General features: G+C 50.4%; 18 protein-coding genes. 5 read left to right on the top strand and 13 right to left on the bottom strand.

Annotated features, from left to right (window positions below; translation table 11 throughout):
* Nucleotides 1-46: 46 nt before the first annotated feature.
* The 8 genes from AC1TPC_RS09485 to AC1TPC_RS09450 form a co-directional block, all read right to left on the bottom strand.
* On the bottom strand, nucleotides 47-952 hold the full coding sequence (locus AC1TPC_RS09485; protein WP_482066612.1) for a glycine betaine ABC transporter substrate-binding protein: 906 nt from the start codon (nucleotides 950-952) through the stop codon (nucleotides 47-49).
* Nucleotides 953-970: 18 nt separating this feature from the next.
* On the bottom strand, nucleotides 971-1,618 hold the full coding sequence (locus AC1TPC_RS09480; RefSeq protein WP_482066611.1) for an ABC transporter permease: 648 nt from the start codon (nucleotides 1,616-1,618) through the stop codon (nucleotides 971-973).
* A gap of 93 nt (nucleotides 1,619-1,711) precedes the next feature.
* Nucleotides 1,712-2,965, bottom strand: coding sequence for an allantoate amidohydrolase (locus tag AC1TPC_RS09475; RefSeq protein ID WP_482066610.1), 1,254 nt, complete (start codon nucleotides 2,963-2,965; stop codon nucleotides 1,712-1,714).
* A complete protein-coding gene (locus AC1TPC_RS09470) occupies nucleotides 2,958-4,232 on the bottom strand; it encodes an allantoate amidohydrolase (RefSeq protein WP_482066609.1) in 1,275 nt (424 codons plus the stop codon). Before AC1TPC_RS09470 ends, AC1TPC_RS09475 begins: the two co-directional genes overlap by 8 nt.
* 28 nt (nucleotides 4,233-4,260) lie before the next feature.
* Nucleotides 4,261-5,625, bottom strand: coding sequence for a dihydroorotase (locus AC1TPC_RS09465; protein WP_482066608.1), 1,365 nt, complete (start codon nucleotides 5,623-5,625; stop codon nucleotides 4,261-4,263).
* On the bottom strand, nucleotides 5,622-7,178 hold the full coding sequence (locus AC1TPC_RS09460) for an HAL/PAL/TAL family ammonia-lyase (RefSeq protein WP_482066607.1): 1,557 nt from the start codon (nucleotides 7,176-7,178) through the stop codon (nucleotides 5,622-5,624). Before AC1TPC_RS09460 ends, AC1TPC_RS09465 begins: the two co-directional genes overlap by 4 nt.
* Before the next feature lie 44 nt (nucleotides 7,179-7,222).
* Entirely contained in the window at nucleotides 7,223-8,320 is a 1,098-nt protein-coding gene (locus AC1TPC_RS09455) for a DUF917 domain-containing protein (RefSeq protein ID WP_482066606.1), read from the bottom strand.
* Nucleotides 8,308-9,975: a urocanate hydratase gene (locus AC1TPC_RS09450; protein WP_482066605.1), complete on the bottom strand. Its 1,668-nt coding sequence runs from the start codon at nucleotides 9,973-9,975 to the stop codon at nucleotides 8,308-8,310. Before AC1TPC_RS09450 ends, AC1TPC_RS09455 begins: the two co-directional genes overlap by 13 nt.
* A 324-nt stretch (nucleotides 9,976-10,299) precedes the next feature.
* On the opposite strand from AC1TPC_RS09450, the gene AC1TPC_RS09445 reads away from it, so the two are divergent.
* Both AC1TPC_RS09445 and AC1TPC_RS09440 read left to right on the top strand, forming a co-directional pair.
* Nucleotides 10,300-10,986, top strand: a complete 687-nt coding sequence (locus AC1TPC_RS09445; protein ID WP_482066604.1) for a response regulator transcription factor — start codon at nucleotides 10,300-10,302, stop codon at nucleotides 10,984-10,986.
* Nucleotides 10,983-12,521 carry a sensor histidine kinase gene (locus tag AC1TPC_RS09440; RefSeq protein WP_482066603.1) on the top strand — a complete coding sequence of 513 codons (1,539 nt, stop codon included), beginning with the start codon at nucleotides 10,983-10,985 and terminating at the stop codon, nucleotides 12,519-12,521. The genes AC1TPC_RS09445 and AC1TPC_RS09440 overlap by 4 nt, the downstream gene beginning before the upstream one ends.
* 83 nt (nucleotides 12,522-12,604) lie before the next feature.
* On the opposite strand, the gene AC1TPC_RS09435 is transcribed toward AC1TPC_RS09440, so the two are convergent.
* Nucleotides 12,605-13,843 (bottom strand): purple acid phosphatase family protein, encoded by a 1,239-nt coding sequence (locus AC1TPC_RS09435; protein ID WP_482066602.1) that lies wholly within the window; start codon nucleotides 13,841-13,843, stop codon nucleotides 12,605-12,607.
* 169 nt (nucleotides 13,844-14,012) lie between these two features.
* Here AC1TPC_RS09435 and AC1TPC_RS09430 point away from each other — a divergent pair, with 169 nt between their 5' ends.
* The 3 genes from AC1TPC_RS09430 to AC1TPC_RS09420 are packed head-to-tail and all read left to right on the top strand — an operon-like array spanning nucleotide 14,013 to nucleotide 17,268.
* Nucleotides 14,013-14,726: a polyphosphate polymerase domain-containing protein gene (locus AC1TPC_RS09430; RefSeq protein ID WP_482066601.1), complete on the top strand. Its 714-nt coding sequence runs from the start codon at nucleotides 14,013-14,015 to the stop codon at nucleotides 14,724-14,726.
* A 1-nt stretch (nucleotide 14,727) separates the two neighbouring features.
* The gene (locus AC1TPC_RS09425; protein WP_482066600.1) at nucleotides 14,728-15,444 is read left to right on the top strand and encodes a DUF4956 domain-containing protein; all 717 of its coding nucleotides are present in this window, start codon (nucleotides 14,728-14,730) and stop codon (nucleotides 15,442-15,444) included.
* A gap of 18 nt (nucleotides 15,445-15,462) precedes the next feature.
* Nucleotides 15,463-17,268 (top strand): CotH kinase family protein, encoded by a 1,806-nt coding sequence (locus AC1TPC_RS09420; protein WP_482066599.1) that lies wholly within the window; start codon nucleotides 15,463-15,465, stop codon nucleotides 17,266-17,268.
* A gap of 113 nt (nucleotides 17,269-17,381) precedes the next feature.
* Here AC1TPC_RS09420 and AC1TPC_RS09415 read toward each other — a convergent pair whose 3' ends face one another.
* The 4 genes from AC1TPC_RS09415 to AC1TPC_RS09400 all read right to left on the bottom strand — a co-directional run bounded on the left by AC1TPC_RS09415 (nucleotide 17,382) and on the right by AC1TPC_RS09400 (nucleotide 22,482).
* Nucleotides 17,382-17,978, bottom strand: a complete 597-nt coding sequence (locus AC1TPC_RS09415; protein WP_482066598.1) for a TetR/AcrR family transcriptional regulator — start codon at nucleotides 17,976-17,978, stop codon at nucleotides 17,382-17,384.
* Between the two features lie 15 nt (nucleotides 17,979-17,993).
* Complete coding sequence (locus AC1TPC_RS09410) at nucleotides 17,994-19,445, bottom strand: NAD(P)/FAD-dependent oxidoreductase (RefSeq protein WP_482066597.1); 1,452 nt, start codon at nucleotides 19,443-19,445, stop codon at nucleotides 17,994-17,996.
* 376 nt (nucleotides 19,446-19,821) lie between these two features.
* On the bottom strand, nucleotides 19,822-21,666 hold the full coding sequence (locus AC1TPC_RS09405) for an FtsX-like permease family protein (protein ID WP_482066596.1): 1,845 nt from the start codon (nucleotides 21,664-21,666) through the stop codon (nucleotides 19,822-19,824).
* Between the two features lie 9 nt (nucleotides 21,667-21,675).
* Nucleotides 21,676-22,482 (bottom strand): ABC transporter ATP-binding protein, encoded by an 807-nt coding sequence (locus tag AC1TPC_RS09400; RefSeq protein WP_482066595.1) that lies wholly within the window; start codon nucleotides 22,480-22,482, stop codon nucleotides 21,676-21,678.
* Between the last annotated feature and the right edge of the window lie 147 nt (nucleotides 22,483-22,629).

Below are 22,629 nucleotides of genomic sequence, written 5' to 3'. Positions count from 1 at the left end.
GGGGTTTCCCCTGATATGGAGAAACCCCACTGCTTCAAAATTTGAATTATTTTTTAATCAAGCCCTGCTCTTCCAAAAATGCTTTCGCAACATCTGCGTATTCTTTTTTGTCGATATCGACTTGCGCGTTCAGCTTTTGTACCGTCGCGTTATCGAGCTTAGCGGACACGTTGTTCAGAACCTTCGCGATTTCCGGGTCTTTCTCGTTAAGCTCGCCGCGAATGACAGGAGCTACGAAGTATGGGGGCCAGAACTTCTTGTCATCTTCCAGAAGCACAAGATCAGGGTTCGTCAAGTCGCCGTCCGTCGTAAAGCCAACCGTTACATCCGCTTCGCCATCCAGCGTTACGCGGTATTTGATGCCGTAATCAAACAGCTTGATGCTTTTGAAATCCATTTTGCCATAGAATGCGTTCAAGCCCTTCAAGCCGTCCTCGCGTTCCTCAAATTCCGGTACAGCAGCCAGGTTAAGCTCAGGAGCAAGCTTTACAAGATCGGAAATTTTGTAGAGATTATATTTTTCAGCAATTTTCTTCGTAGTTACAAGACCTTGCGAGTCATTTGCGTCCGTTGGCTCAAGCCAGATCAGATCAAATTTCTCTTTGTAGCCTTTGGCTACTTCATCGTATACCGTCTTCGCATCGGAATTAGGCGGCAATTCCAACACGTTGATCAGGCCAGTACCTGTATATTCCGGATAAAAGTCGATATCGCCCTTCTTGAGCGCCTCATGCGCAACAAGTGTACCGCCGAGATTAAGCTTGCGATCCACTTTATAGCCTTCATTTTCGAGTGCCAATGCGTACATTTCACCTAAGATCAATGATTCCGTAAAGTTTTTGGAGCCTACCTTCACTTCTGTCTTGCCTGAACCGCCGCTCGATGAGCATGCGCTAATAACGAGCACCGTACTAATGATCAACCCTGCCAAAGCTACTAATCTCTTTTTCATTTGAATAAACCCCTTCCATTATAAACGCTGGTATTTGGTTGCCGCTCTTTCAATTCCTGCAAAGCTAATTTCCGATAAAATCGCCAGCAGCGCCACAGGCAGCGCTCCGACAAGCAGCAAAGAGAAATTGTACATGCCGAGGCCATTAATGATGAACGTTCCAAGCCCGCCGCCTCCGATAAATGCTGCTAATGTCGCACTCGCGATTACTTCTACGGCCGCTGTCTTAATTCCAGACAGCAGCAGGGGAACCGCCAGCGGCAGCTCGATTTTGCGTAAAATCATCCGCTCGCCCATTCCAAGGCCTGATGCGGCTTCAATGATAGCCGGCTCAATCCCTCTAAAGCCCATGTAGGTATTGATCAGAATCGGCGGGCAAGCGAGCAGCGTTAACGCAATAAGCGCAGGTGCGAACCCTGTCCCCATTATCGGCAAAATAATGATAAGTACAGCCAGGCTGGGAATGACTCGCAAGGAGTTGAACAGACCCATAATCGGCCCGGTCAACCACTCTTTCTTCGCGCACAGTAAGCCAAGCGGAACGCATATGACGATCGCGATAAGGAGAGCGTAGAGGCTGATGGTCAAATGAACCTTGACTGCTTCCAGAAACCTGTCGCTATTGGTTATCACATATTCGTAGGCACCGAGGAAAGCATCCACCATCTATTTCCCCTCCTCCTTTCCAATTTAATTATCATATACTAATAATGTGTTACCATTATTATTATTCGATATATCCTATTATGTCAATCGGATTTATTTATTTATATCGTTTGCAAGCAGAATTAGCGTGTTCAGCAGCACATTTGCGCCTGCTTCGCAGTCATCCGGGCTGCTCCATTCAAGCGGATGATGGCTGATCCCATCTCGGGAACGAACCAGAATCAGGCCGATATCTGTCAGCTCATTCATGGCCACCGTATCATGACCCGCACCGCAAACCATATAAGTGTCAGTCAAACCCACACTCGCGCAGCTATTTGCAATGGCTTCCACAATGCGCTTCGAAGATTGCACAGGCTGGGCGCCGTCAATCGTACGGATGGATACGGTTAAGCCTCTCGCTTCGGCTGAGCGTTCAAGTGCAGACGCAATCGCAAGCTCCATTTGCCGAAGCTGTTCCGCTGCTTCATGCCGCATATCGACGGTGAAGATGACCTCGCCTGGTATGACGTTGACAGCTCCAGGAGCAAGCTTCAACGTACCTGCCGTTGCGACCCCGCCCCGCTTAATCGCAATTTGCTCAATCGCAAGCAGCGCCTCGGCTGCTGCGATGAGCGGGTCTTGGCGCAGCTTCATAGGCGTTGTTCCCGCATGATCAGCCCGTCCGCGCATGCTCACCTCAAGCCAGCTGTGACCATAAATAGCCGTCGCTATCGCTACGGCTTCACCCAACTCCTCCAGCACGCGGCCTTGCTCAATATGCAGCTCAACATACGCTTTGACTGCATCCCGGCTGCGGCTGGCATGGGCTGCATGATCCGGATTCAGATCAGCGTATTCCATCGCTTCTCGAAGCGTAGTGCCGGCAGAATCGGCCAGCTCCAGCCAATTCTCGTTCCAAGCGCCTGCCATCGCCCGGCTGCCCATATAGCCGGCGCCAAAGCGAACCCCCTCTTCGTCCGTAAAGCAAATGACCTCTAAAGGCCTATCATGTTTCACGCCTTGCTCCTTGATGGATCGAAGCGCCTCAATGCCGCCAAGCACGCCCAGCGCACCGTCGAATAAGCCAGCATGAATGACCGTGTCAATGTGCGAGCCGGTCGCAATCGCTCCTGCGCCTTGCCGCTCGCCCTCCAGCCGTCCGATAAGATTGCCCGCTTCGTCTTGTCTGACGGCGAGTCCCGCTTCCTCCATCAATCGAATAATAAATTGTCTCGCTATTAATTCCGCGTTGCTGAGCGAGAGCCGCGTCACACCGCCATTTGGGTCTGCTCCGATTTTGCCAAGCTCCTGAATCGTTTCCCACAGCCGTCCGCCGTTGATATACGCACTTCCAGGCTCAACCATTCCGCCACCCGCTTAAATCTGCAGCATCAGCCAGCAGCAAAGCCGCGGCCAAAGCCTGCGTACCTGCCGCAACATCCTCATAATCGGTCCATTCCTCCGGACAATGGCTTCGGCCGCCTTTGCTCGGAACAAAAATCATCCCAATCGGCGCAATGGCAGCGAGCTGATTGGCATCATGTCCCGCTCCGCTTGCCAAAGTGATCGCCGGTGCTGCCGAAGCGCATGCTTGAAGCACCAGTTTCAGCACTTGTTCCTTAACGATGACCGCATTTGATTTCGACAACGTCTCAAGCGACAAGCGCAGTCCGCGCCTGGCTGCAATTTCAGATGCTTCCACTGCAAAGGCGGCATATAACGCGTCCGATATCGTTCGGTCAAGCGAACGAATTTCAAGGTCAAATCGAACAAGTCCCGGCACGACATTTGAAGCGTTGGGCTCATTCGTCACTTTGCCGATCGTACCTACCGCATCCTTCGCATAGCTCAGGCAATGACGTTCAAAGGCAGCCCCGATTTCACAAAAGCCTGCCAACGCGTCGCTCCGAAGCGACATTGGCGTCGTACCCGCATGGTTCGGCGCACCTGTTATCTTGACGCGGGAACGTTGAATCCCTACTATGCCAAGCACAGCGCCAAGGCGATGCCCCGATTGCTCTAGTACGGGCCCTTGCTCGATATGCAGCTCCAGATAAAGCGCAACATCACCTGGCTTTCTCGATTGCTTGACCAGCTGGCCCACATCTCCGCCCTGCCTGTTAATCGCATCGCCAAGCTTGAGGCCGCTGTCATCTTGAAGCTCCAGCATTGCCTCCGTCAAATTGCCGACCATCCCCCGGCTGCCTGCCGTCGAGATGCCGAACTCGCTCGGCTCCTCTGCCGTGAAGTCCACAATTTGAAGGGAGTGGCGAAGCTGCTTGCCTGATTCCTGCAGCAGTCGCGCAATTTCGATGCCGGCAAGCACGCCGATCGTCCCGTCAAAGCGGCCGCCGCCCGTAACGGTATCGGTATGGGAACCAATCATAATAGGGGGCAGCGTGAGGTCGCTTCCAGGCAAGCTTCCAATCAAGTTGGAAGCTGCGTCAATAGAGACTGCCAGCCCTGATTCCTTCATGAGCTCGGAAAGCCATCGCCTTCCGTCATCATAATCCGAAGTAAACGGGCGCCTTGTCCAGCCCGGCTTGGACATGTCGCGATATGTAGACAGCTGTTCGACATTAGCCTGAAGCCGGGCCGCACTAGGTACCAGTTGATGAATAAGGCTCTCCATCCCTTCCTCTCCTTTCTTAGTTAATGGCTTAAACGGCATGCTCGGCTCTTATGAATTTCCCATGACCCGCTTCGCCGACCACAGCTCCGTCTTCATATACAACCGTTCCTCTAACGATAGTGTGCGACACTTTTCCTTGCAGCTCCATGCCGTTATAAGCGCTCCAGCCTGCGCTGGAATGCAGCTCGCGTTCATCCAGCGTCCAAGAAACGGATGGATCGATGATGACAAGATCAGCGTCATAGCCCTCCGACAGCCTTCCTTTGCGATGGCCTAGCCCAAAGACGTCAGCAGGCCTCTGGCATAGCAGCCTAACCAAGTCCGTCAGCGCGAGCTTGCCCTTGGCAAACCCTTCGCTATATATAATAGGAAGCAGATGCTCCACTCCGGGCGCGCCGGAAGCGTTATTGAAAATATCAGCATCCGATTTGCGAGCGATAAGCCACGGGGCGTGATCGGATGTGATCATATCGATTGCTCCTTTTTTCGCTAAATCCCATAAGCCGTCCTTATCCTGCTTCGTGCGCAGCGGCGGATTGATCTTCCCCTTCGCCTTCAGACGGGGCATGTCATCCTCGCTTAGCGTCAAATAATGCGTGCATGTTTCAGCGGTGATCTTAGCTCCAAGCGAGCGGAAATAGTCAGCCAGCTGAAAAATTCGCGGATAGGTGCAATGATATAAATGCAATTTAACGCCTGTTTCATAAGCAAGCTCCATTGCCGTCAAAGCGGCCACCGATTCGCTTACCTTCGGCCTGCTCCAGCCATGCGCACGTGGATCGAGTCCCTCTGAGCGGTATTTGTCGATATACCTATGCACAATTTCATCGTTTTCCGCATGTACGCCTACCGGACAGCCCGTTTCAGCAATGACTGCAAACGAGTCGAGCAGCTGGCCGTCATCGATGCGCGGAAACCGAAAGGAGTCGGTATTGAACATCGACACCTTGAATCCGCAGGCACCCGCTTGCGCAAGCTGGCGGATATGCTCGTAGCCTTCTTCCTTATGGATCGTAACGAGCATCGCCATATCAACAATTGATTGCTGCTCAAGCTGCTGCTTTTTTTGCTCGAACGCTTCCAGCGTACAGATCATCCCCGTCGCATCGTAAGGCATTTCTATAATGGTCGTTACGCCTCCCGCTGCTGCAGACTTGCTGGCTGTATGGAACCCCTCATCCAATGAGCTGTAGCAATGGACGTGTGCGTCGACTGCACCAGGCAGCACGAAGCTGCCTTCTGCGTGAACGACTTTTGCGGCTGACCGATCGGCTTCCTCTATCTGGCCTATGGTAACGATTCGGCCGTCCTTAATACCGATTGCCGAATCATATCTTACACCCTCCGGAAGCACGATGTTTCCGATTACAACAAGATCATAGAACTTGCTCATAGCACCCCTCCTTCTATGCGAATCCCTCTGCGGATGAGCTCATACACGGTGCCTATGTCGGGAGTGAGCGGCCGATCCGCTGTCAAAGCAGGGACAATACCGCGAATTTGCGCATAAACAGCAGCCGAGCCTCGGCCTAATTCGGCTTGAGATCCCCGCAAGTCTATCGCTTGGGCGGCGTGCAGCGCTTCTATTCCGAGTATGTAGGTTAAACGTTCGATAATATCTGCCGTCTTGCGTATAACGAGCGGCGTATTGTTCGCATGATCCTCCATATCGCCGGAAAGCGAGAAATAATCGACTGATACCGGATTAGTCAACAAACGAATTTCCGCGTCAAGCGACGTATAGGTTTTCTGAAGCGTACCGAAGGCGATTGTCTCTGAATTCGGGGCAAGAAACCGCTCCAGACCAGTGAAAGAAGGCGTGCCGAGCTTAATCGAGCGGTAGCATGATATTTTCGATAAATGGCTTAATGCAATGCCAACCATCTCAAACGCTACTGTCCATGTGGTCACGTCGAAGTTAGAGGAAGGAACGACTCTTCTCTCCTCAATAAGGACACATGGATTATCATCAGAGCTGTTCAATTGAATCTTCAGCAGCTTCAAGGCATGATCAAGCGCATCACGGGCCGCGCCATGCACTTGGCAAGCACTGCGAAAGCTAAGCGGATCTTGAATCTTATCGCTTTGATCCATGCTCACAAGCGCTCCGCCGCGCAAGCAGCTTCTGACATTAGCAGCGCTTTCAGCGCTCCCCTCGAATGGCCTTACTGCGAACAAAGCCTCATCAAACGGACTTGTGCAGCCTTGCAGCGCTTCGAGCGATAAAGCAAACACGGCGTCGGCTGTCTCCAGCAGCCTTAAAGCCGCGGCAGCCGTTAAAGCTCCTGTTCCTGCGGACAACGCATTGGAGCTTACTATCGCTAGCGCATCCTTTGGCCCTAGCTTCACCGGAACGAATCCCGCAGCCTGCAATGCTGTCTTAGCAGCTACGACTTGCCCTTCGTATGTGACACTTCCTTCGCCGATAATAGCTAAGCCGATATGGGACAACACCGAAATATCGCCAGCGCCTATGGAACCGCGGAGCGGCAAGATCGGATGAATGCACGCATTGAGCAAATCCCGATACATGAGCACAATCGCCGGCTGTACGCCCGTGCAGCCCATAAGCAGCGTATTCAGACGGGCGACTAGCACCGCCCTCACCTGCTGCTCGGAGGCAGCAGGCTCTACAGCAGCGGAATGCGAATAGATGAGATTTCGGTTAAAGGCTTCATACATCTCGGCAGTAATTTCGCGATCCTTGTTCTGCCCGACCCCGCGGTTAAGCCCGTAGATCGGAACGCCTTCAGCGGCAAGCTCATGAATCAATCGATGCGCGTCCTCTACCCGTTTCATGGCTTCCTCCGATAGCTCAACCCGATAACCGTCAACCGCTATTTGCTCAAGCTCATGAAGAGAGAGGGAATGTCCATCGAGCGTAACTACTCGTTCGTTCGGTATCTGCTGACTATATAGTCCAGCATCATCTATTTTGTCATTCATGAAAGACACCTTCTTATAGTCGCAATCAATTAGGAATGTACGAATTACAAAATGCCCTTCAAGCCGTACTCGGCAAGCGGTATGCCAAGCGCCTTCTCTACCTCTGGGTATACAGTCGGGTCCTTCACGCTGGAGCTAAGCGGAACATGCTGCTTGTCGATTGCAAGAAGCGACACCTCCATGCCTTCCTTCACGCCGCCCACGCTGATTGGCAGTCCGGTAGCCGTTTCAAATGTCGTAATGACATCCGGATAAGTCGTCAAGCGATTGCCATCCGCATCATCTACCGCCATATATTCGTTCATAACATGCAGCGTAAGCTGACCGCCTGCACCGTCTTCCATCGTAATCGTGCCAATATCGAAGGCGCCTGAATAATGTACGTCCTTCTTCAGCACGATACCTCTGCCGATCATTCGGCCGTTTGTTTTTTGGCACACCGTTTCCATTATCGCTTCAGCTCCAATGGCCTCTGCCTCAATCATTGCGTACCCAAGCTCAAGCGCTATCGAGATGCCGCCGATCGCGGCGTGCTCTTTCACATAAGATGCCGGAATCGGGTGGCGCGCCGAGGCAATGAAGCCGCCTGACATATCGGATGCCGTCCGCAAAATGTTAGACGTTTTGGCAGGCGTGCCTTTGACGACCAGCTCGAGATAAGAGCCCGTATCCCTTCTGCCGCCGACGACAACCTGAATCGTCTCATAGTCGGTGCGCGAAGCAAGCCCCATCGAGCCCATCTTGCCGGTTGGATGCGCGCGAATATCGCCAGTCGCATCAACGACGACGAGACCGAGCGCTGCAGCCGGCAGCCAGCCGTTAATCGTACTCGACATGCCGTTTTGCGGAGTCATTACCCCTACAACCTTGCCATCGTAATTGTCCATCAGCAGCTTAACTGCCTTGATATAATCAATGCCCCACATTTCCCACTCATTGCCGGCAGGCGCCCCAATCGCAGTCGCCGTTACAATAATCGCATCGTCTGGAAGCTCGTCAACGGAAACTAGCTTAGGCTTCGCGATCCCAACCGCCGCACCGCCGATCTCAAGTCCATGGTCGACCCAGCCGCCGCCGCCTGCTGCAAATACCGCTCCCCCCCTTACTGCCGCTCTTACATCCTCTATCGTTAATTCCCGCAAGATGAATTCCCCTCTCGTTTCGTTTCGATTCTGCGTATGCCTTTTTTGCTCACTTCATCCAATGATTCCTCATAGCCAGCATCAGCATAGCGCAAAACGCCAAGCCCCGTGTCATTGTCGAGCGTCGTCTTCAGTCTGAGCTCCGCATCGGCTGTACCATCCGCAACGAGCGTTACGCCTGCGCTGGTCATATAGCCGCTGTAGCCGCCGCCGCCCGAATGGATCGCGACAAGATCGGCCATGGAAGAACAGTTAATCATCGCATTCAGCAGCGGCCAATCGGATATCGCATCGCTGCCGTCCTTCATATTTTCGGTCATAATATTCGGATGCGTCATCGCACCTGCGTCCAAATGGTCGCGAGAGAAAGCAATTGGTCCGCTAAGCTCGCCCGCCTTCACCATCGCATTTACTGCTAATGCCAGCTTCGTTCGGTCTCCATGGCCGAACCAGCCGATACGTGCTGGCAGTCCTTCGACAGGGACGTACTCGTTCGCTAGGCGAATCCAGTTCACGACCACCTCGTTGTCGCTAAACTGCTCCAATATATATTGATCGATCTTTCTAATATCGTTGGCATCGCCGCTTAGCGCGACCCAGCGGAACGGTCCGATCGCCCGTGCGAACAGCGGCCTTAGGAAGGCTTCCGTAAACACAGCGATATCGAATGCATCCTTTACTCCGTACTGCTGCGCTTGCGAGCGAATATTGTTGCCATTGTCAAAAACGACTGCTCCTCTGCGCTGAAACTCCAGCATCGCTTCCACTTCGGCAGCAATTGACGCGCCTGCGTCCGCTTGAAGCTTATCTGGCGCCGTCTTGCGCAGCTCAGCTGCCTTCTCCAAGCTATAGCCAGACGGTATATAGCCGTACATCAGATCATGCGCTGAGGTTTGGTCAGTCACAACATCCGGCCGGATTCCTCTGCGGATCAATTCCGGATAAATATCGGCTGCGTTTCCAAGCAGACCGACGGATAAGCTCACTTTCGCCCTGCAAGCCTCCTCAATCCACTCAAGCGCCTCATCCAGACTTTCGGTTTTCCTTTGCAAATAACCGACTTCGATCCGTTTATCGATTCTAGCCTCGGACACTTCCACGCATAAAATGACCGCGCCAGCCATCGTTCCCGCAAGCGGCTGCGCTCCGCCCATTCCGCCGAGGCCCGCAGTCAATATGAATTTGCCGGCAAGACTGCCGCCGTAATGCATTCTAGCGATTGATTGAAAAATTTCATAAGTCCCTTGAATTACCCCTTGGGAGCCGATATATTGCCACGCGGCTGCAGTCAATCCGCCCCAAATGATCAAGCCTTGCTCCTGATATTTATAGAAATTTTCGCTTGTTGCCCATTTGCCCACCATATTGCAATTCGCCATGACAACGATCGGCGCATATTTATGCGTACGCATGATGCCAATCGGCTTCCCCGATTGAATGACAAGGGTCTCTTCTTCCTCCAGCGATTTGAGCGTGCTGACAATGGCATGATAGGAATCCCAATTGCGGGCCGCTTTCCCAAGCGCAGCATACACAGTTAGCTCCTTCTGATTCTCGCCATTTTCAAGAACATTCTCGAGCATGCGCAGAAGCGCTTCCTGCCTCCAGCCCTTGCACCGAAGCTCCCCGCCTCTTGCCGCCAAAATCTTATCCATATCCAACACTCCTTTTTATCATCATTCAATAATTGGTTTCTATTAGTCAATAAAATATCAAATGAACTCCTAATAGTCAATGATTTTCGTTAATAACATGTTACTTTAAGTAACGCACTAGGAATAGGCCGTTTTACTAGTGTACATGCCGTTATTTTTTTTTCAAAATCAATTTTGATCAACTGGTGTTACACTCGATGCTTTCTATATAAAAAGCTGTTTAGGCGACAGGGCTGAAAGTTTACTGAAGGGCCGTGCAAACAGGTGCATCTTTTGCTCAAAAGGACGATAATAGAGTGGTATACCGTGAAAGGGGAATTAGACATGACATCCTTTGAAGGGATTAAAATATTGCTTGTGGATGACGAACCGAACATCGTGCAGTTTCTGGAGCTTGGACTTGTGAATGAAGGCTTTGACATTCGAATTGCCTACGACGGAGAAACCGCGTTACAGGAGGCTGCCGCTTTCAAGCCTCATGTCGTCATCTTAGACATCATGATGCCAGGGATGAACGGGTTTGAGGTCTGTCATGCGCTTCGGGCGGCTGGCGACAATATCGCCGTCATCATGCTGACGGCAAAGGATGAGGTCGAGGATCGCGTCAAAGGCTTGACGCTCGGCGCAGACGATTATCTCGTTAAGCCGTTCAGCTTCAGCGAGCTGCTCGCGCGCATCGGGGCAAGGCTTCGCAACCAGTTTCCCTATCTGCTTGGCGAAGCCTTCTATGGGCCGTTTCGTCTTGATGACAGGCGCAAGGAGCTTGTTTACTTGGAGCAGGTGCTTGAGCTGTCGCCTACCGAATACGAGCTGCTGCGGTTCATCCTTTTGAACAATGGCGTCGTGCTTAGCAAATCGCTCATTCTGGACAAGGTATGGGGCTATCAATTCGGCGGGGAAGAGAACATCGTTGAGGTGTACATTCGCTCGCTCCGCGACAAATTGAACGATAAGGAGCATCGGCTCATTCGAACGCTTCGGGGCGCAGGCTATCGGATGGACTTGCCATGAACAGGCTGAGAACAAGCGCAATCGTTCGGCTTTTCGCCCCCGGGTCGCTCCGTTACCAGCTATTAAATCGCTCCCTCCTTATACTCGCTGTCTTGCTGCTGCTTATCGGCGTACTCCAATATGTCATCATGAAGGACTTTGTTTTCAAAAATAAAGCCGAATCCTTAAACGCTCAAGTGATGGCGATGCCGATGGATTGGTTTAGGGATGGAGCCGCTCCTAATGAAGGAATGGACAGCGAGCGCCCTGAACAAGGCAATGCTCCGGCAGATAACGGCCTTTCCGATCGCCCGCAAAGAAACCACCGGGACTCGCCGATGTTTTATCAGCCCGGCTTATCCATCGTACTGTTCAGACAAGACGGCACGATCACCGATGTGTCGAAGGATACGACCGTCAGCGCGCCGCTTCTATCCGAGGAACAATACGAACAAATTTCAAATCAGCTTCAGGCTCGTAAGCAGGTCGACTACCAAATCGTCGACAATGCGCAGGGGAAGGAGCAGATTGTCGTCTTTCGCCTTGCTGGTCCTCCCGGCAAAGCTGAAGGCATCATTCAAGTAAGCATGGAAACGGAGTCACTGAAGCAGCTGCTCATGACCCAGCTCGCTATATTCACGGGATTGTCAGCTCTAGCGCTTGCTGCCGGGCTTGCTCTCTATTTGCCGCTGCTTCGCCGCACGCTTAGGCCATTGTCCCGTGTCGTGCTCGCCGCCCAGCATACCGATGCGGGAAGCTTGACGAAGCGCATACCTGCAAGCCATGGACAGGAGGAGATTGACCGGTTGTCGGAAGCGTTCAACGGCATGCTCGAGCGATTGGATATCTCCTTTGAAACCCAGCGGAAAACAACGGAAAAAATGCGCCGCTTCATTGCCGACGCCTCGCATGAGCTTCGGACGCCGCTGACGTCCATTCACGGATTTCTTGAGGTGCTGCTCCGCGGGGCTGCAGCAAATCCGGAGCAGCTCCACCTTGCGCTAACCAGCATGCAGCTCGAATCAAAGCGCATTAATAAGCTCGTCGAGGATCTGCTCGCGCTTGCGAAGCTCGATCAAGACCCGCAGCTTCAGCTTGCCGATACGCAACTGGATGAGCTGCTCCTTGAAATGGAGCCGCAATTGCAATTGATTGCCGGCAGCCGCGAAGTAAGGCTCGAACTCACGCCTCATGTGAGCGGCCGCTTCCATGCCGATAAGCTCAAGCAAGTGGTGCTCAATTTATTTCTTAATGCGGTGCAGCATACCGATTCGAAATCGGGCAAGATCAGCATCTCGCTTACACAGCATAACAATCAAGCCGAAATAACCGTTGCCGATAATGGCATTGGCATTCAAGTTGAGCATCTACCGCATTTGTTTGAGCGATTTTATCGCAGCGAGTCGTCCAGAACGCGCAAAAATGGCGGTGCCGGGCTTGGTCTTGCTATAACTAAGTCAATCGTCGATGCCCATCGGGGAATGATTGAGGCAACTAGTCAGCCAAACGAAGGGACAACCTTTCGAGTTATGATACCGACAGACCTGTCGCTGTAATCATCTTTAATGAAAGCAGACGTTAACCGTCCCTATCATGGGACGATTAACGCCTGCTTTTTATTACACCTATTAGGCCTGTTTCAGTGCTGCAGCACAAACTCGTCCAGCTTTTTACCATCCACATCGTACGCCTGATTGGTTAACGATTCTCCGCTAATGGAAATACCCGCAAACATTTGCTTCCCCTTTTGAAAATGGACCTTGTGATAGAATTGGTCCTCTTTCTTCTCGTTAAACTTCTGCCCTGACGTATTCGTCACGACATAGACCGTTCCCTCGCGATTTTGAACCGCAGCTTCGCCGTCGCCGACAATTTGTCCATTGCGCAGCGGATAAGACCTCGAATATTCATGATTATGGCCCTGCAGCACCAAATCAACCTTAAATTCATCGAACAGCTTCGTCCAATCCTTCACTTTTTTATACGTATTGCCGCCATAGGGCCCTTGATGCACCGCAACGAATTTCCAAGGCTTATTCGTGCTCTCGAGATCGCTGCTCAGCCACTTCGTCTGCTCTTTGATGTTCGATTCGGAATTCAAAAAGACAAAATGGACTAGGCCGTAATCAAAGGAGTAGCTGGTGCCTGTAATTGAACCCTCCGCGCCATTGTCCGGCAAATGAAAATGGGACACGAAGCGTTCAGCTTGTCCATCCATCTCATCATGATTGCCGGCAGCCGGCATAAAGGGGATCTGCGTTACCCACCTGCTTGCTTTTCCGAATAAATGGGTCCACGCCTGCTCATCCTCCGGCTCCTCCGTCAGATCGCCGTTATGGACGATGATTGCTGCCCTCGGAAATGTCGCAAACGCCTTGTCCAACGTATTTCCCCATAGCTCAAAATCCTGCTCGGTCACACCTTGCGAGTCCGTCACGTTAATGAAGCTGAACGTACCCGGCTCCTTCGGCTCCGTCTCAAATACGGCTGCATCGCTCCAGCCCTTCGCTTCCCCGCTTCCCACCCGGTAACGATAGGCCGTTCCCGGCTCGAGTCCGTCTGCCTCCGCTTTATGGACGGCTTGTTCACTTCCGCCTCCTATATCAATCGTCGAAGTCGTGCCTGTAAAGGTCATAACACGCTCGTCATTCCAGTCCGTAGAGGCATCTTCCTTCATTAGCTGAACGATTGCTGGCGCCTCTTGATTCGTGCTGTGCCAAGTAAAGGCGCGGCTGGTCATCGGATCACCCTTGAAAGTCGTTACGATGGCGACCGGTTTTTCCGACTTTTCGATCTTCAGCCACTCCGCTGCGGCAATGCCTGCAATAAGCAGCGCGCAGCATGCGAGCACGACCAGCAAATCCTTGCGTATTCTCAAGGCTTGTTCCCTCCTTCATCTTTACATGATCTTTATTCTATCTTATCAAAAACCTCTCATTCGGCGCATTCAGCAATCTTTCAGCCGGCCTTAAGTTAAGAATAAGTAAAGGCCCGTACAATAACATTTGTAAGCAGCAAGGGGCGCTGAACAAGAAAAGAGGTGTGAAATGAACAAAAACTTAACCTATCGCAACGAGCTCAAATTTTTCATTAATTATCATCAATACTTCATTATACGCCAGCGGCTGAAAGAGCTAATGGAACAAGACAAGCATGTCGGACCAACTGGCGAGTATCACATCCGAAGCTTGTACTTCGATGATATTAACAACAAGGCGCTGCACGAAAAGCTTGGCGGTGTACGGGACCGGGTCAAGTATCGCATCCGCATTTATAACGGCCAAGACAACATCATTCATTTTGAGAAAAAAATTAAATTCAAAGACTATATCGCCAAAGTGAAGGAACCGCTCACCAGGGATATGTACGATAAGCTGATGACCGGCGACTACGATGTCCTTAAAGAGTCGAACAAGCCGCTTTTGAACGAAATCCATAACGAAATGAGCCATAATCTGCTGAGGCCGAAGGTCATCGTCGATTATGTCCGCGAGCCTTATATATGCGATAACGGCAATGTACGGATCACGTTTGATAAGGAGCTGCGAACTGGACTGCATGCCATCGATATTTTTGACAAAAGCGTTGAGCCGATCCGTGCCCTGGATAATGACCTGATCATACTCGAGGTCAAGTACGATGCGTACATTCCAGCTTATATCAAAATCGCTTTGCAGCTAGAAGGCTTAAACCGGCAATCGGCTTCGAAATACGTCATTTGCCGCAAACATCTGAAATTCAACACTTGGGAGGATTATTAAAATGGAAACAACGACATCCGCGGCCGCAGAGGCTGAGACTACGACCAATTTTACCGACATATTAAAAAATTCAGTGATGGAAAACTTCGATTCAGACATCAGTCTTTCAAAAATATTGATTACGCTAGGTGTTGCTTTTCTGCTTGGCTTCTTCATTTACTTGCTCTATAAACGAATCTTTAGCGGCGTGCTATATTCGAAAAGCTTTAACGTATCGCTTATTGGCATGACCATGATCACGGCTGTCGTCATTATCGCGATTAATTCGAATCTCGTACTCTCGCTCGGTATGGTCGGCGCGCTATCCATCGTACGTTTCAGAACGCCAATTAAAGACCCAACCGACCTCATCTTCCTATTCTGGGCTGCAGTTGCAGGTATCGTTACAGGCGCAGGCTTCTTTACGCTAGCGGTAATCGGCTCCGTCGTCGTTGGTCTCATTCTCTTCTTCTTCGTCAAGGGCGGATCTGTCGAAACGCCGTACCTGCTAGTCGTTAACTGCGATAGCGATGCGACCGAGCAACTCGTTCATAAACAAGTCGGAACGCTCGTAAAGCGTTACAACGTGAAGCAAAAAACAGTGACGCAAGGCAACATTGAAATGACGCTTGAAATTCGTCTGCGCGACGAAACCGGACTTTTCGTTAACCAATTGACGGAGCTGGCAGGCGTTCGCAATGCGGTGCTTATTAGCTATAGCGGGGATTATGTGTCCTAATAATCGGGAGGTGTTTAAGTGAAGGCGAAAGCTCATAGTTTTTTATTAGGCTTTTGCTCCATTCTCCTGATTATCGGCTTGACGGGATGTGCCGTGGGCGGTACGTCCTTCAGCCTCGCTAACTCGGGCAAAACGGCGAGTGCAAGCGATAAATCAGCGGATGAGCAAAAGCTTGATGAAACAGTTTTTCCGAAGGATAAGGTCGTTGATGTCAAAATTACGATTGATGAAGCCGAGTTCCAAAACCTGCTGGATAATGCCAGCGCTGAGGAATACAAGGAAGCGTCCGTTGAATATAATGGGCGAACCTTTGAAAATGTCGGCATACGCGCGAAAGGAAATCTCAGCCTAAGAAGCGTCGTCAATATGACCGATTCTGACAGGTACAGCTTCAAAATATCTTTTGATGAATATGTAAATCAGACGCTAGAAGGAATAACAAAAATCAATTTAAACAATAATTACAGTGATGCTTCCTATATGAGAGAGTTTCTTTCCTATGAGCTGGCGGAGGATATGGGACTTCCTACTCCAAAATATTCATACGTAAATGTGTATGTAAATGATGAGCTTTGGGGCTTTTATTTAGCTGTCGAGCAAATTGGGGATACTTATCTGGAGCGGAATTTTGACAATGCGTACGGTGCGCTTTACAAAGCGAACGGCGGTACGGGAAGCGAGCTGAACTGGCTTGATACAATCGAATCCTACACGGGGCTCGACCTGAAATCCGAAAAATCCAATGACGATATTTTGCTCGACATGCTGGATGAGCTGAACAACGGAACAGACATTGAGCGTGTGCTAAACGTCGATGAAGCTTTAGGGTTTATCGCATTAAATGTGCTTACAAGCAACATGGACAGCTACTTAGGCCAAAATAAGCATAATTATTATTTGTACGAGGATGACGGTGTATTTAACGTGCTGCCATGGGATTATAATATGGCCTTCGGAGGGTTAGGAGGATCTGGGCTATTGATCGATGAGCCGACTACCGGCACTTTGGCGGATCGTCCTTTAGTGGCTAAGCTGCTAGCGGTCGATGAATATAAGGAAGCGTATCATGAGATTATTGCGAAAGCGATTGAGGGCTACTTGTCTAAGGACGTAATTGCAGCACGTGTGCAGGAAATCCGCGACATGATTTCAACTTATGTAAAAGCTGATCCATCCTCTTTCTACACCTATGACGAGTATGAGAGCGGCATCGCCTCGGTGCTCTCGCTAAATACAACGCAAACGGAAAATATCGCAAAACAGCTTGAAGGTACGATTGCATCTTCTGGCGACGGTTCCGGCAGCGGCGGCGGTATGGGTAGAGGCGGTGGAGGCTTCGGCGGTATGGGCGGCGGACGTGGCGGCAATCGTCAAAATGTCCAGCCGAATGCCGGACAAAACAATGCCGCCGGACAAAATGCAGCACCTCCAGCAGCTGCAGCTGGCGATGAGAATGCGAATGACAAAGGCAGTGCAGCTGCTAATGATCAAGCAGCGCTAACGAACAATGACACTGCAGCTGTTGTGTTGGCTGCCGAAGGCGAAGCTGACGAGCAGACGCCGCAAGGAGATGCTGGAGCAGTTGCTCCAAACGGGCAAATGCCTAACCAGCAGGGCGGATTCGGCGGCCAGCCGCCTGATGGTCAAGGCGGTGGGTTCGGAGGCGGCATGGGCGGTGGCGGGTTCGGCGGTCCCGGCGGTCCAGGCACGCAAGCCGCTCAGCCACAAGGCAGCCCTAAGGAAGCTGCTACTGTCGGAATCACGCTTATTATTCTGCTTCTTTCCTGCGTATTCATCGTTTTCTATAAGCGAAAACGACTGTAGCATCAGCTAAATAAAAGAGGATCGCTCCTTCGCCCTAAGGCGGATTAGCGATCCTCTTCGTTTTGTCTCAGCCTATTGCATAGGCTAACGATGCTCAAGCAAATTCTCATCGATTAATTCGGTGAAATCATTCTGAGCAGTATATGAACCTTCGGGATCTGATAGCCGCCGATCTCTTGTACATTAAGTACCATTAGTCCATTGACAACTGACAGGTAAGAAGAAATCATTTCCTCGAGATCGCCCGCGATAATCTGACCACCCGCCTGTCCCTCTTGGAACAATGGCAGCAATTGATTAACAGCCGCCTTCATTGAATAGTCTTCGATAAGCTGCTTTACCTTCTCTGGTACACCCTCTGACGTTCTCGCCTGATGAATCAGCATAAAATAATCCGTGCCGCTTTCATCAAGCATATCTTCGGTTAAAGACTTGATCTTGTCGATCGGCGAGCCCGAATAATCGTACACATTCCGCATCGCATCCTGTGCCGCGATCATGGCATGTTCGACAAGCGTAATGAAGAGCTCTTCTTTTGACTTAAAGTAATGGTAAAGCAAGCCATGGCTAATGCCTGCTTCCGCTGCGATCATGCTCATCTTCGTACCAATAATGCCCCTCCGGGAAAAGACCTTTAGGGCTGCGCCCATTATCTGCTCCTTACGTTCATCACGAATATGATGAAGCTGTTCATCGTTTAAAGGCGCCAATTCATCCTTCACTCCTTACTGAGGTATAATCTTATCGAGCACTTCCTCAAGCGGCAAACCATGCTCTTCCAAAAGCTCTGCGAGTAATTGCCGACCTTCGTCTGAAGCATGAAGCACCGTGCTGACCATATCCAAATTATACAGCTCTCGCAGCGATACCGATAGCGTATTCACTGCCCAGTACATGCCGAAGAGCTGATAATTTTGATTCCCTGTTCCCTCTTTCAGCACTAGATCCATAAACCTCCTGCCAAAAGCAATCCCTTTAAGCGGCTCGGAAGCAGCCTCATATACAACACCTTCCCACTCCAATACAGCCGAGCAATTTAACCACCATGTAGGTGTAATCACCGTTTCTTGCATCTTCCTGAGCAGCCTTTGCTCGAAATGGGCTTTTGGGTTAATCAATTGCTCTTGCAGATGGGCGTCCAGTAAATCCGCTTCGATCGCCACAACCGTCATTCCTTGGCCAAAGATGGGATCATAAATACAATAGGCATCGCCTATCACTAACAATCCAGAAGGCCATTTTTCCATTTGCTCGTAATGTCGGCGATACAGCTCATTGACGTGAAAGCCGCGCAGCGGCGTAATCGGCTCAAGCTCTTGCAAGATCTCTCCGATTAATGGAGATGGAAGCGCAGCAACCGCCTCGTCGAATTGTTCTGCCATCGTTGGCGGATATTGTCCGCCTGGACGATATAACACGATTTCAGCCACTTCATTTTCGATAAAGGAAAAAACGCCTGTAAACGTCCCATTAGACGGTTGACCCATGATGTTAATGACATCCCATTCCTCGGACAAATGAGCCCTATGGGCAGGCAACTTGTAACGCCTTGTGCTATAGCCAATAGAAGCTTTCATGATGTCAGCTGCAGGCACCTCGTAGCCTAGCTCCTCCAGCCATTGCGTCAGCTTGGAAGCTCGGCCGCTTGCATCCACCACGAGATCCGTAAGAATTTCATTCCCGTTTCCAGCGGCTTCTCCGCGATTTCGGATCTCTACTCCAATAACGGCAGCTTGATCCGTAGTTGTAATGAGCCTAAGCACATCATGCTTTGGCAGAAACCGCACATTGGAGATTGCTTTTACACGTCTGTGAATGACCCACTCGAGCGCTGCCCGGCTAAATTTGATATCATCTCTATCGTAAGGCCCGGCTACCGTTCCATATTGAGTCATAATATGAGCAGTCTTATTCAGGGAAGAGGGAGATCCAAGCTTTCTTAAATCCTCCTCATAGTCGGGAAAAAGCTGCTCTGTGATCATCTTACCACGAGCTGTGAAGCGATGGGGATGAAACCCATGCGGTACACCCGCGCGATCCACGGGCTGCTCAGGAAATTCATCCTTGTCGATAATGAGCACGTCCTCGAAATATTCAGAGAGCACTCTTGCCGTCATTAAGCCAGCTATGCTTCCTCCTATTACAATTGCCTTTTCTCTTTTTTGAATACTGGTCATGTTCATCGCTCCTTTGAACTTTTGATTGATTCATTCAGTCAATAACAAGCCGAACGAAACCATTTCAATGAAGGCAGCATGGATCAGTGCGTAGATCAGTTTATAAACTTTTGCATGGAATTGTACATAGAATAGTGCATGAATTTAAATGAAAGTTTTAGATTGACTCGTTCAGTCAACAATAGAATAAGTCATTTATTTCTAGCTGTCAACTGACGTACAAGCTGTCTTTTTTAACCCAGCACATTCAATAAAGCAAAACCGATGATCCAGCCAGCGTTCAAACGTTGATGATGATAGGCATTGAACGCAGCCCAAATTTCCGTCTTCCCCCGGGTCTACTTTACCTGCACCATAAGCAAAAAAACAGCCCAGGCTATGCGCCTAGGCTGCTCGTTGATTCTGATCTTGCTGCCTTGCTCCGTCCCGGCAGTACAATATTCCGATACAACCTCACTGTTAAGAGATAGTAACCCGAATATATAGCAGCAAATAATGCGATTGGAATCCAGATGCGATAGTACGGCTCGGCCAAAATGAATGAGAATAGGTTCATCCCGACCAGTACATGCAAGAGACCTGCGATCCCGGGGAACAGAAACACGAGGAACAGCTCATGATAAATCGAGCGTGACAGCTTCTCCCGCCTTACTCCCAGCTTGCTCAACATCTCGTAACGCTGCACGTCTTTGGCGGCGCCTGACAAAATTTTAAACATCAAGCAGCTTGCCATCATAGCGAGGAAAGCTATGCCTAGGAAGAAGCCCATGAAGAGGGTGCCGGTCGCATTGCCAAGAGCATACTGGTAATATTGGTACTTGCTCCATGACATGTAATCATCTTTGTTTTTATCGATGTTAAGCCGGTCGAGCGCTTCCCATGAGGAGCGGTTTGCCAAAAAATCGCTCGTCTTTCCGATGACGATAACCTTTTCTATTGATTGAAGCTTCTGCAAGGATTGCTCATCGGCAATCCTGTAGCTTAAAGACTGGTCCGGAGTAATCCGCGAAAAGAAATCTTGCCACTCCTGGCTGTGAGGCGTCGCCCTATCGTCTGTACCTGTCGGAAGAATATCTGTAATCCGATTCAAAGTATCACCGTATTTCTGATTGCTCGTCAAATTTGCAAATGGACGGTGGCTTTCGAGATCTTCTTTGGCGAAATAGATTAGCTCATTCTCGATTTTATAATGGTATTCTAACCGCTCCGTGAACGGAATTTTAGCAAGTACAGCCTCCATTTCAGCTGTTGGATCATGAACAATCGCGTCATATACGCTATAGCTCTCGCCTTTAATTTTGGCATCGTTTACGAAAGCCATTCCTCCGGATATTGCTCCTGCGCCAAGCGCGATCAGCATCGCAACTGTCGCCAGCAGCTTCGTTAGGCCGTTGATTCGGAAAGATAGCTGTCCGTATGTGAATGCCTTTATTCCGCGCGTGTTGTTGCTCTTTTTCCATTTTGCTACTAGAGGCGGGAGCAATGTCATGAACAACAGATAGGTGCCGAGCGGCGTCATGAGCGTCGCTGTGTACAGACCAATTTCCCGCAGCTGCTCCATGAAGGTCAGAGAAAAATAGCCGAGTCCTAAAGCGATGAGTCCTACAATAGCAAGCAGTACCTTCCACCAACTGCTCTGCCACATCCGATCCGCTTGAACACTGCCGTGCACAAGCTGCAGCACCTGCAACCGGGCTAGCTTCAGCTGGTTCCATAATGCAGACAAGCCGAACAGGATGACGAAGAACAATGCCGTAAACAAAACAGCTGGCATGTACACCGCGTGATAGCCGGATAAGTTCGCATTAAGCTGCCTTGCAATCAGCTGTCCGACGAGCGCGGACAACCCGAATCCAAGCGCAAGACCGGCAACGAGCGAGATAAGGCCAAGCGCGATTGTCTCGATAAACATAAGCAATCGTATTTTGCTTTTTCTCGCTCCGAGCACCAAATAAAGTCCAAATTCACGCTGGCGCAGCGAAAGCAAAAATCCGTTCGCATACAGAATGTAAAAAAACGTAATCGACGAGAGCAGCACCGAGCCTAGAATATAGACCAGCTGTATCGAATTAATAATGGCGTTCTCCTCAGTGAAGCTGCGGTTCCATGCCATTGTCTGAAACATATAAAAGATAGAGATCGACATGACGAGCCCTGCGAGCAGCACGATATAATCCTTGTATTTGCTTTTCATACCGGATAATGCTAATTTCATTAACATGATGTCATCTCACTGCCTTCCCGATCCATGCCACTGCACTGCTTCCGCTGCAGCAGCCGACGCGCCATAATCGCCGAGCATATCAAGAATTTGCTTGTAAAAGGACTCCCTGCTGCCCGAGCGATACAGCTCCTTCACCAGCTCTCCATCCTGTATGAACAGAATTCTGCCGCAGTAGCTCGCGCTGAACGCATCATGCGTCACCATCAGAATCGAAATTTGCTGCTCCTCATTTAGCCTTTTCATCGTCTCCAGCAAACCGACCGCATTTTTCAAATCGAGCGCTCCCGTTGGCTCATCGCCGAGCAGCAGCGCTGGTTCATGGACGATCGCGCGCGCTGCCGCCGTTCTCTGCCTTTGTCCACCGGAGACCATCGCCGGATATTGCTCCGCTATAGCCATAATGCCGAGACTTTCCATCACGTGCTGAACCCGGCTGCGGATCTCGCTCGCAGGCATGTTCTGCAAAGATAGGGGCAGCGCGATATTTTCGAAAACCGTCAAATTGTCGAGCAGATTAAAATCTTGAAAAATAAATCCTAGCCGCTGCGCCCGAAAGTCAGACAGCTCATGGGCCTTCATACGCGTAATATCGGTATCGGCAATGGCGATCGTCCCCTCCGTCGGGTTATCGAGCGTTGAAATGACGTTCAGCAGCGTCGTTTTGCCTGAACCGGACGCGCCCATGATGCCAATAAATTCCCCTTCCTGCATCGTGAAAGAAATATTGTTCAAGGCATACACCTGATTCTCTTTCTTGCTTCCATATATTTTGGATATTTGCCTTATATCGATAACTGGCGCTTTAGTCGTCATTACTGCATCTCCTTATGTTCTGTCTAGGCGCTCATAGGCGCCACATCGTATTCAGTATAAGGAAGACGCCTAAAGCAAACGTAATATAACACTAAAGAATTCTTAAAGATTTCCTTAACATAGGGAGAGTGGAGCAAAAATAGAAAA

This window comes from Paenibacillus sp. Y280 (assembly GCF_056786335.1).
Note: the sequence above shows the minus strand (reverse complement) of the source record. Positions and strands in the feature narration are given on the sequence as shown.

What these genes read in the sequence shown, in the direction of transcription:
- AC1TPC_RS09485 (WP_482066612.1), bottom strand. Translation starts at nt 952, where the DNA reads ATGAAAAAGAGATTAGTAGCTTTGGCAGGGTTGATCATTAGTACGGTG.
- AC1TPC_RS09480 (WP_482066611.1), bottom strand. Translation starts at nt 1,618, where the DNA reads ATGGTGGATGCTTTCCTCGGTGCCTACGAATATGTGATAACCAATAGC.
- AC1TPC_RS09475 (WP_482066610.1), bottom strand. Translation starts at nt 2,965, where the DNA reads ATGGTTGAGCCTGGAAGTGCGTATATCAACGGCGGACGGCTGTGGGAA.
- AC1TPC_RS09470 (WP_482066609.1), bottom strand. Translation starts at nt 4,232, where the DNA reads ATGGAGAGCCTTATTCATCAACTGGTACCTAGTGCGGCCCGGCTTCAG.
- AC1TPC_RS09465 (WP_482066608.1), bottom strand. Translation starts at nt 5,625, where the DNA reads ATGAGCAAGTTCTATGATCTTGTTGTAATCGGAAACATCGTGCTTCCG.
- AC1TPC_RS09460 (WP_482066607.1), bottom strand. Translation starts at nt 7,178, where the DNA reads ATGAATGACAAAATAGATGATGCTGGACTATATAGTCAGCAGATACCG.
- AC1TPC_RS09450 (WP_482066605.1), bottom strand. Translation starts at nt 9,975, where the DNA reads ATGGATAAGATTTTGGCGGCAAGAGGCGGGGAGCTTCGGTGCAAGGGC.
- AC1TPC_RS09445 (WP_482066604.1), top strand. Translation starts at nt 10,300, where the DNA reads ATGACATCCTTTGAAGGGATTAAAATATTGCTTGTGGATGACGAACCG.
- AC1TPC_RS09440 (WP_482066603.1), top strand. Translation starts at nt 10,983, where the DNA reads ATGAACAGGCTGAGAACAAGCGCAATCGTTCGGCTTTTCGCCCCCGGG.
- AC1TPC_RS09430 (WP_482066601.1), top strand. Translation starts at nt 14,013, where the DNA reads ATGAACAAAAACTTAACCTATCGCAACGAGCTCAAATTTTTCATTAAT.
- AC1TPC_RS09425 (WP_482066600.1), top strand. Translation starts at nt 14,728, where the DNA reads ATGGAAACAACGACATCCGCGGCCGCAGAGGCTGAGACTACGACCAAT.
- AC1TPC_RS09410 (WP_482066597.1), bottom strand. Translation starts at nt 19,445, where the DNA reads ATGACCAGTATTCAAAAAAGAGAAAAGGCAATTGTAATAGGAGGAAGC.
- AC1TPC_RS09405 (WP_482066596.1), bottom strand. Translation starts at nt 21,666, where the DNA reads ATGTTAATGAAATTAGCATTATCCGGTATGAAAAGCAAATACAAGGAT.
- AC1TPC_RS09400 (WP_482066595.1), bottom strand. Translation starts at nt 22,482, where the DNA reads ATGACGACTAAAGCGCCAGTTATCGATATAAGGCAAATATCCAAAATA.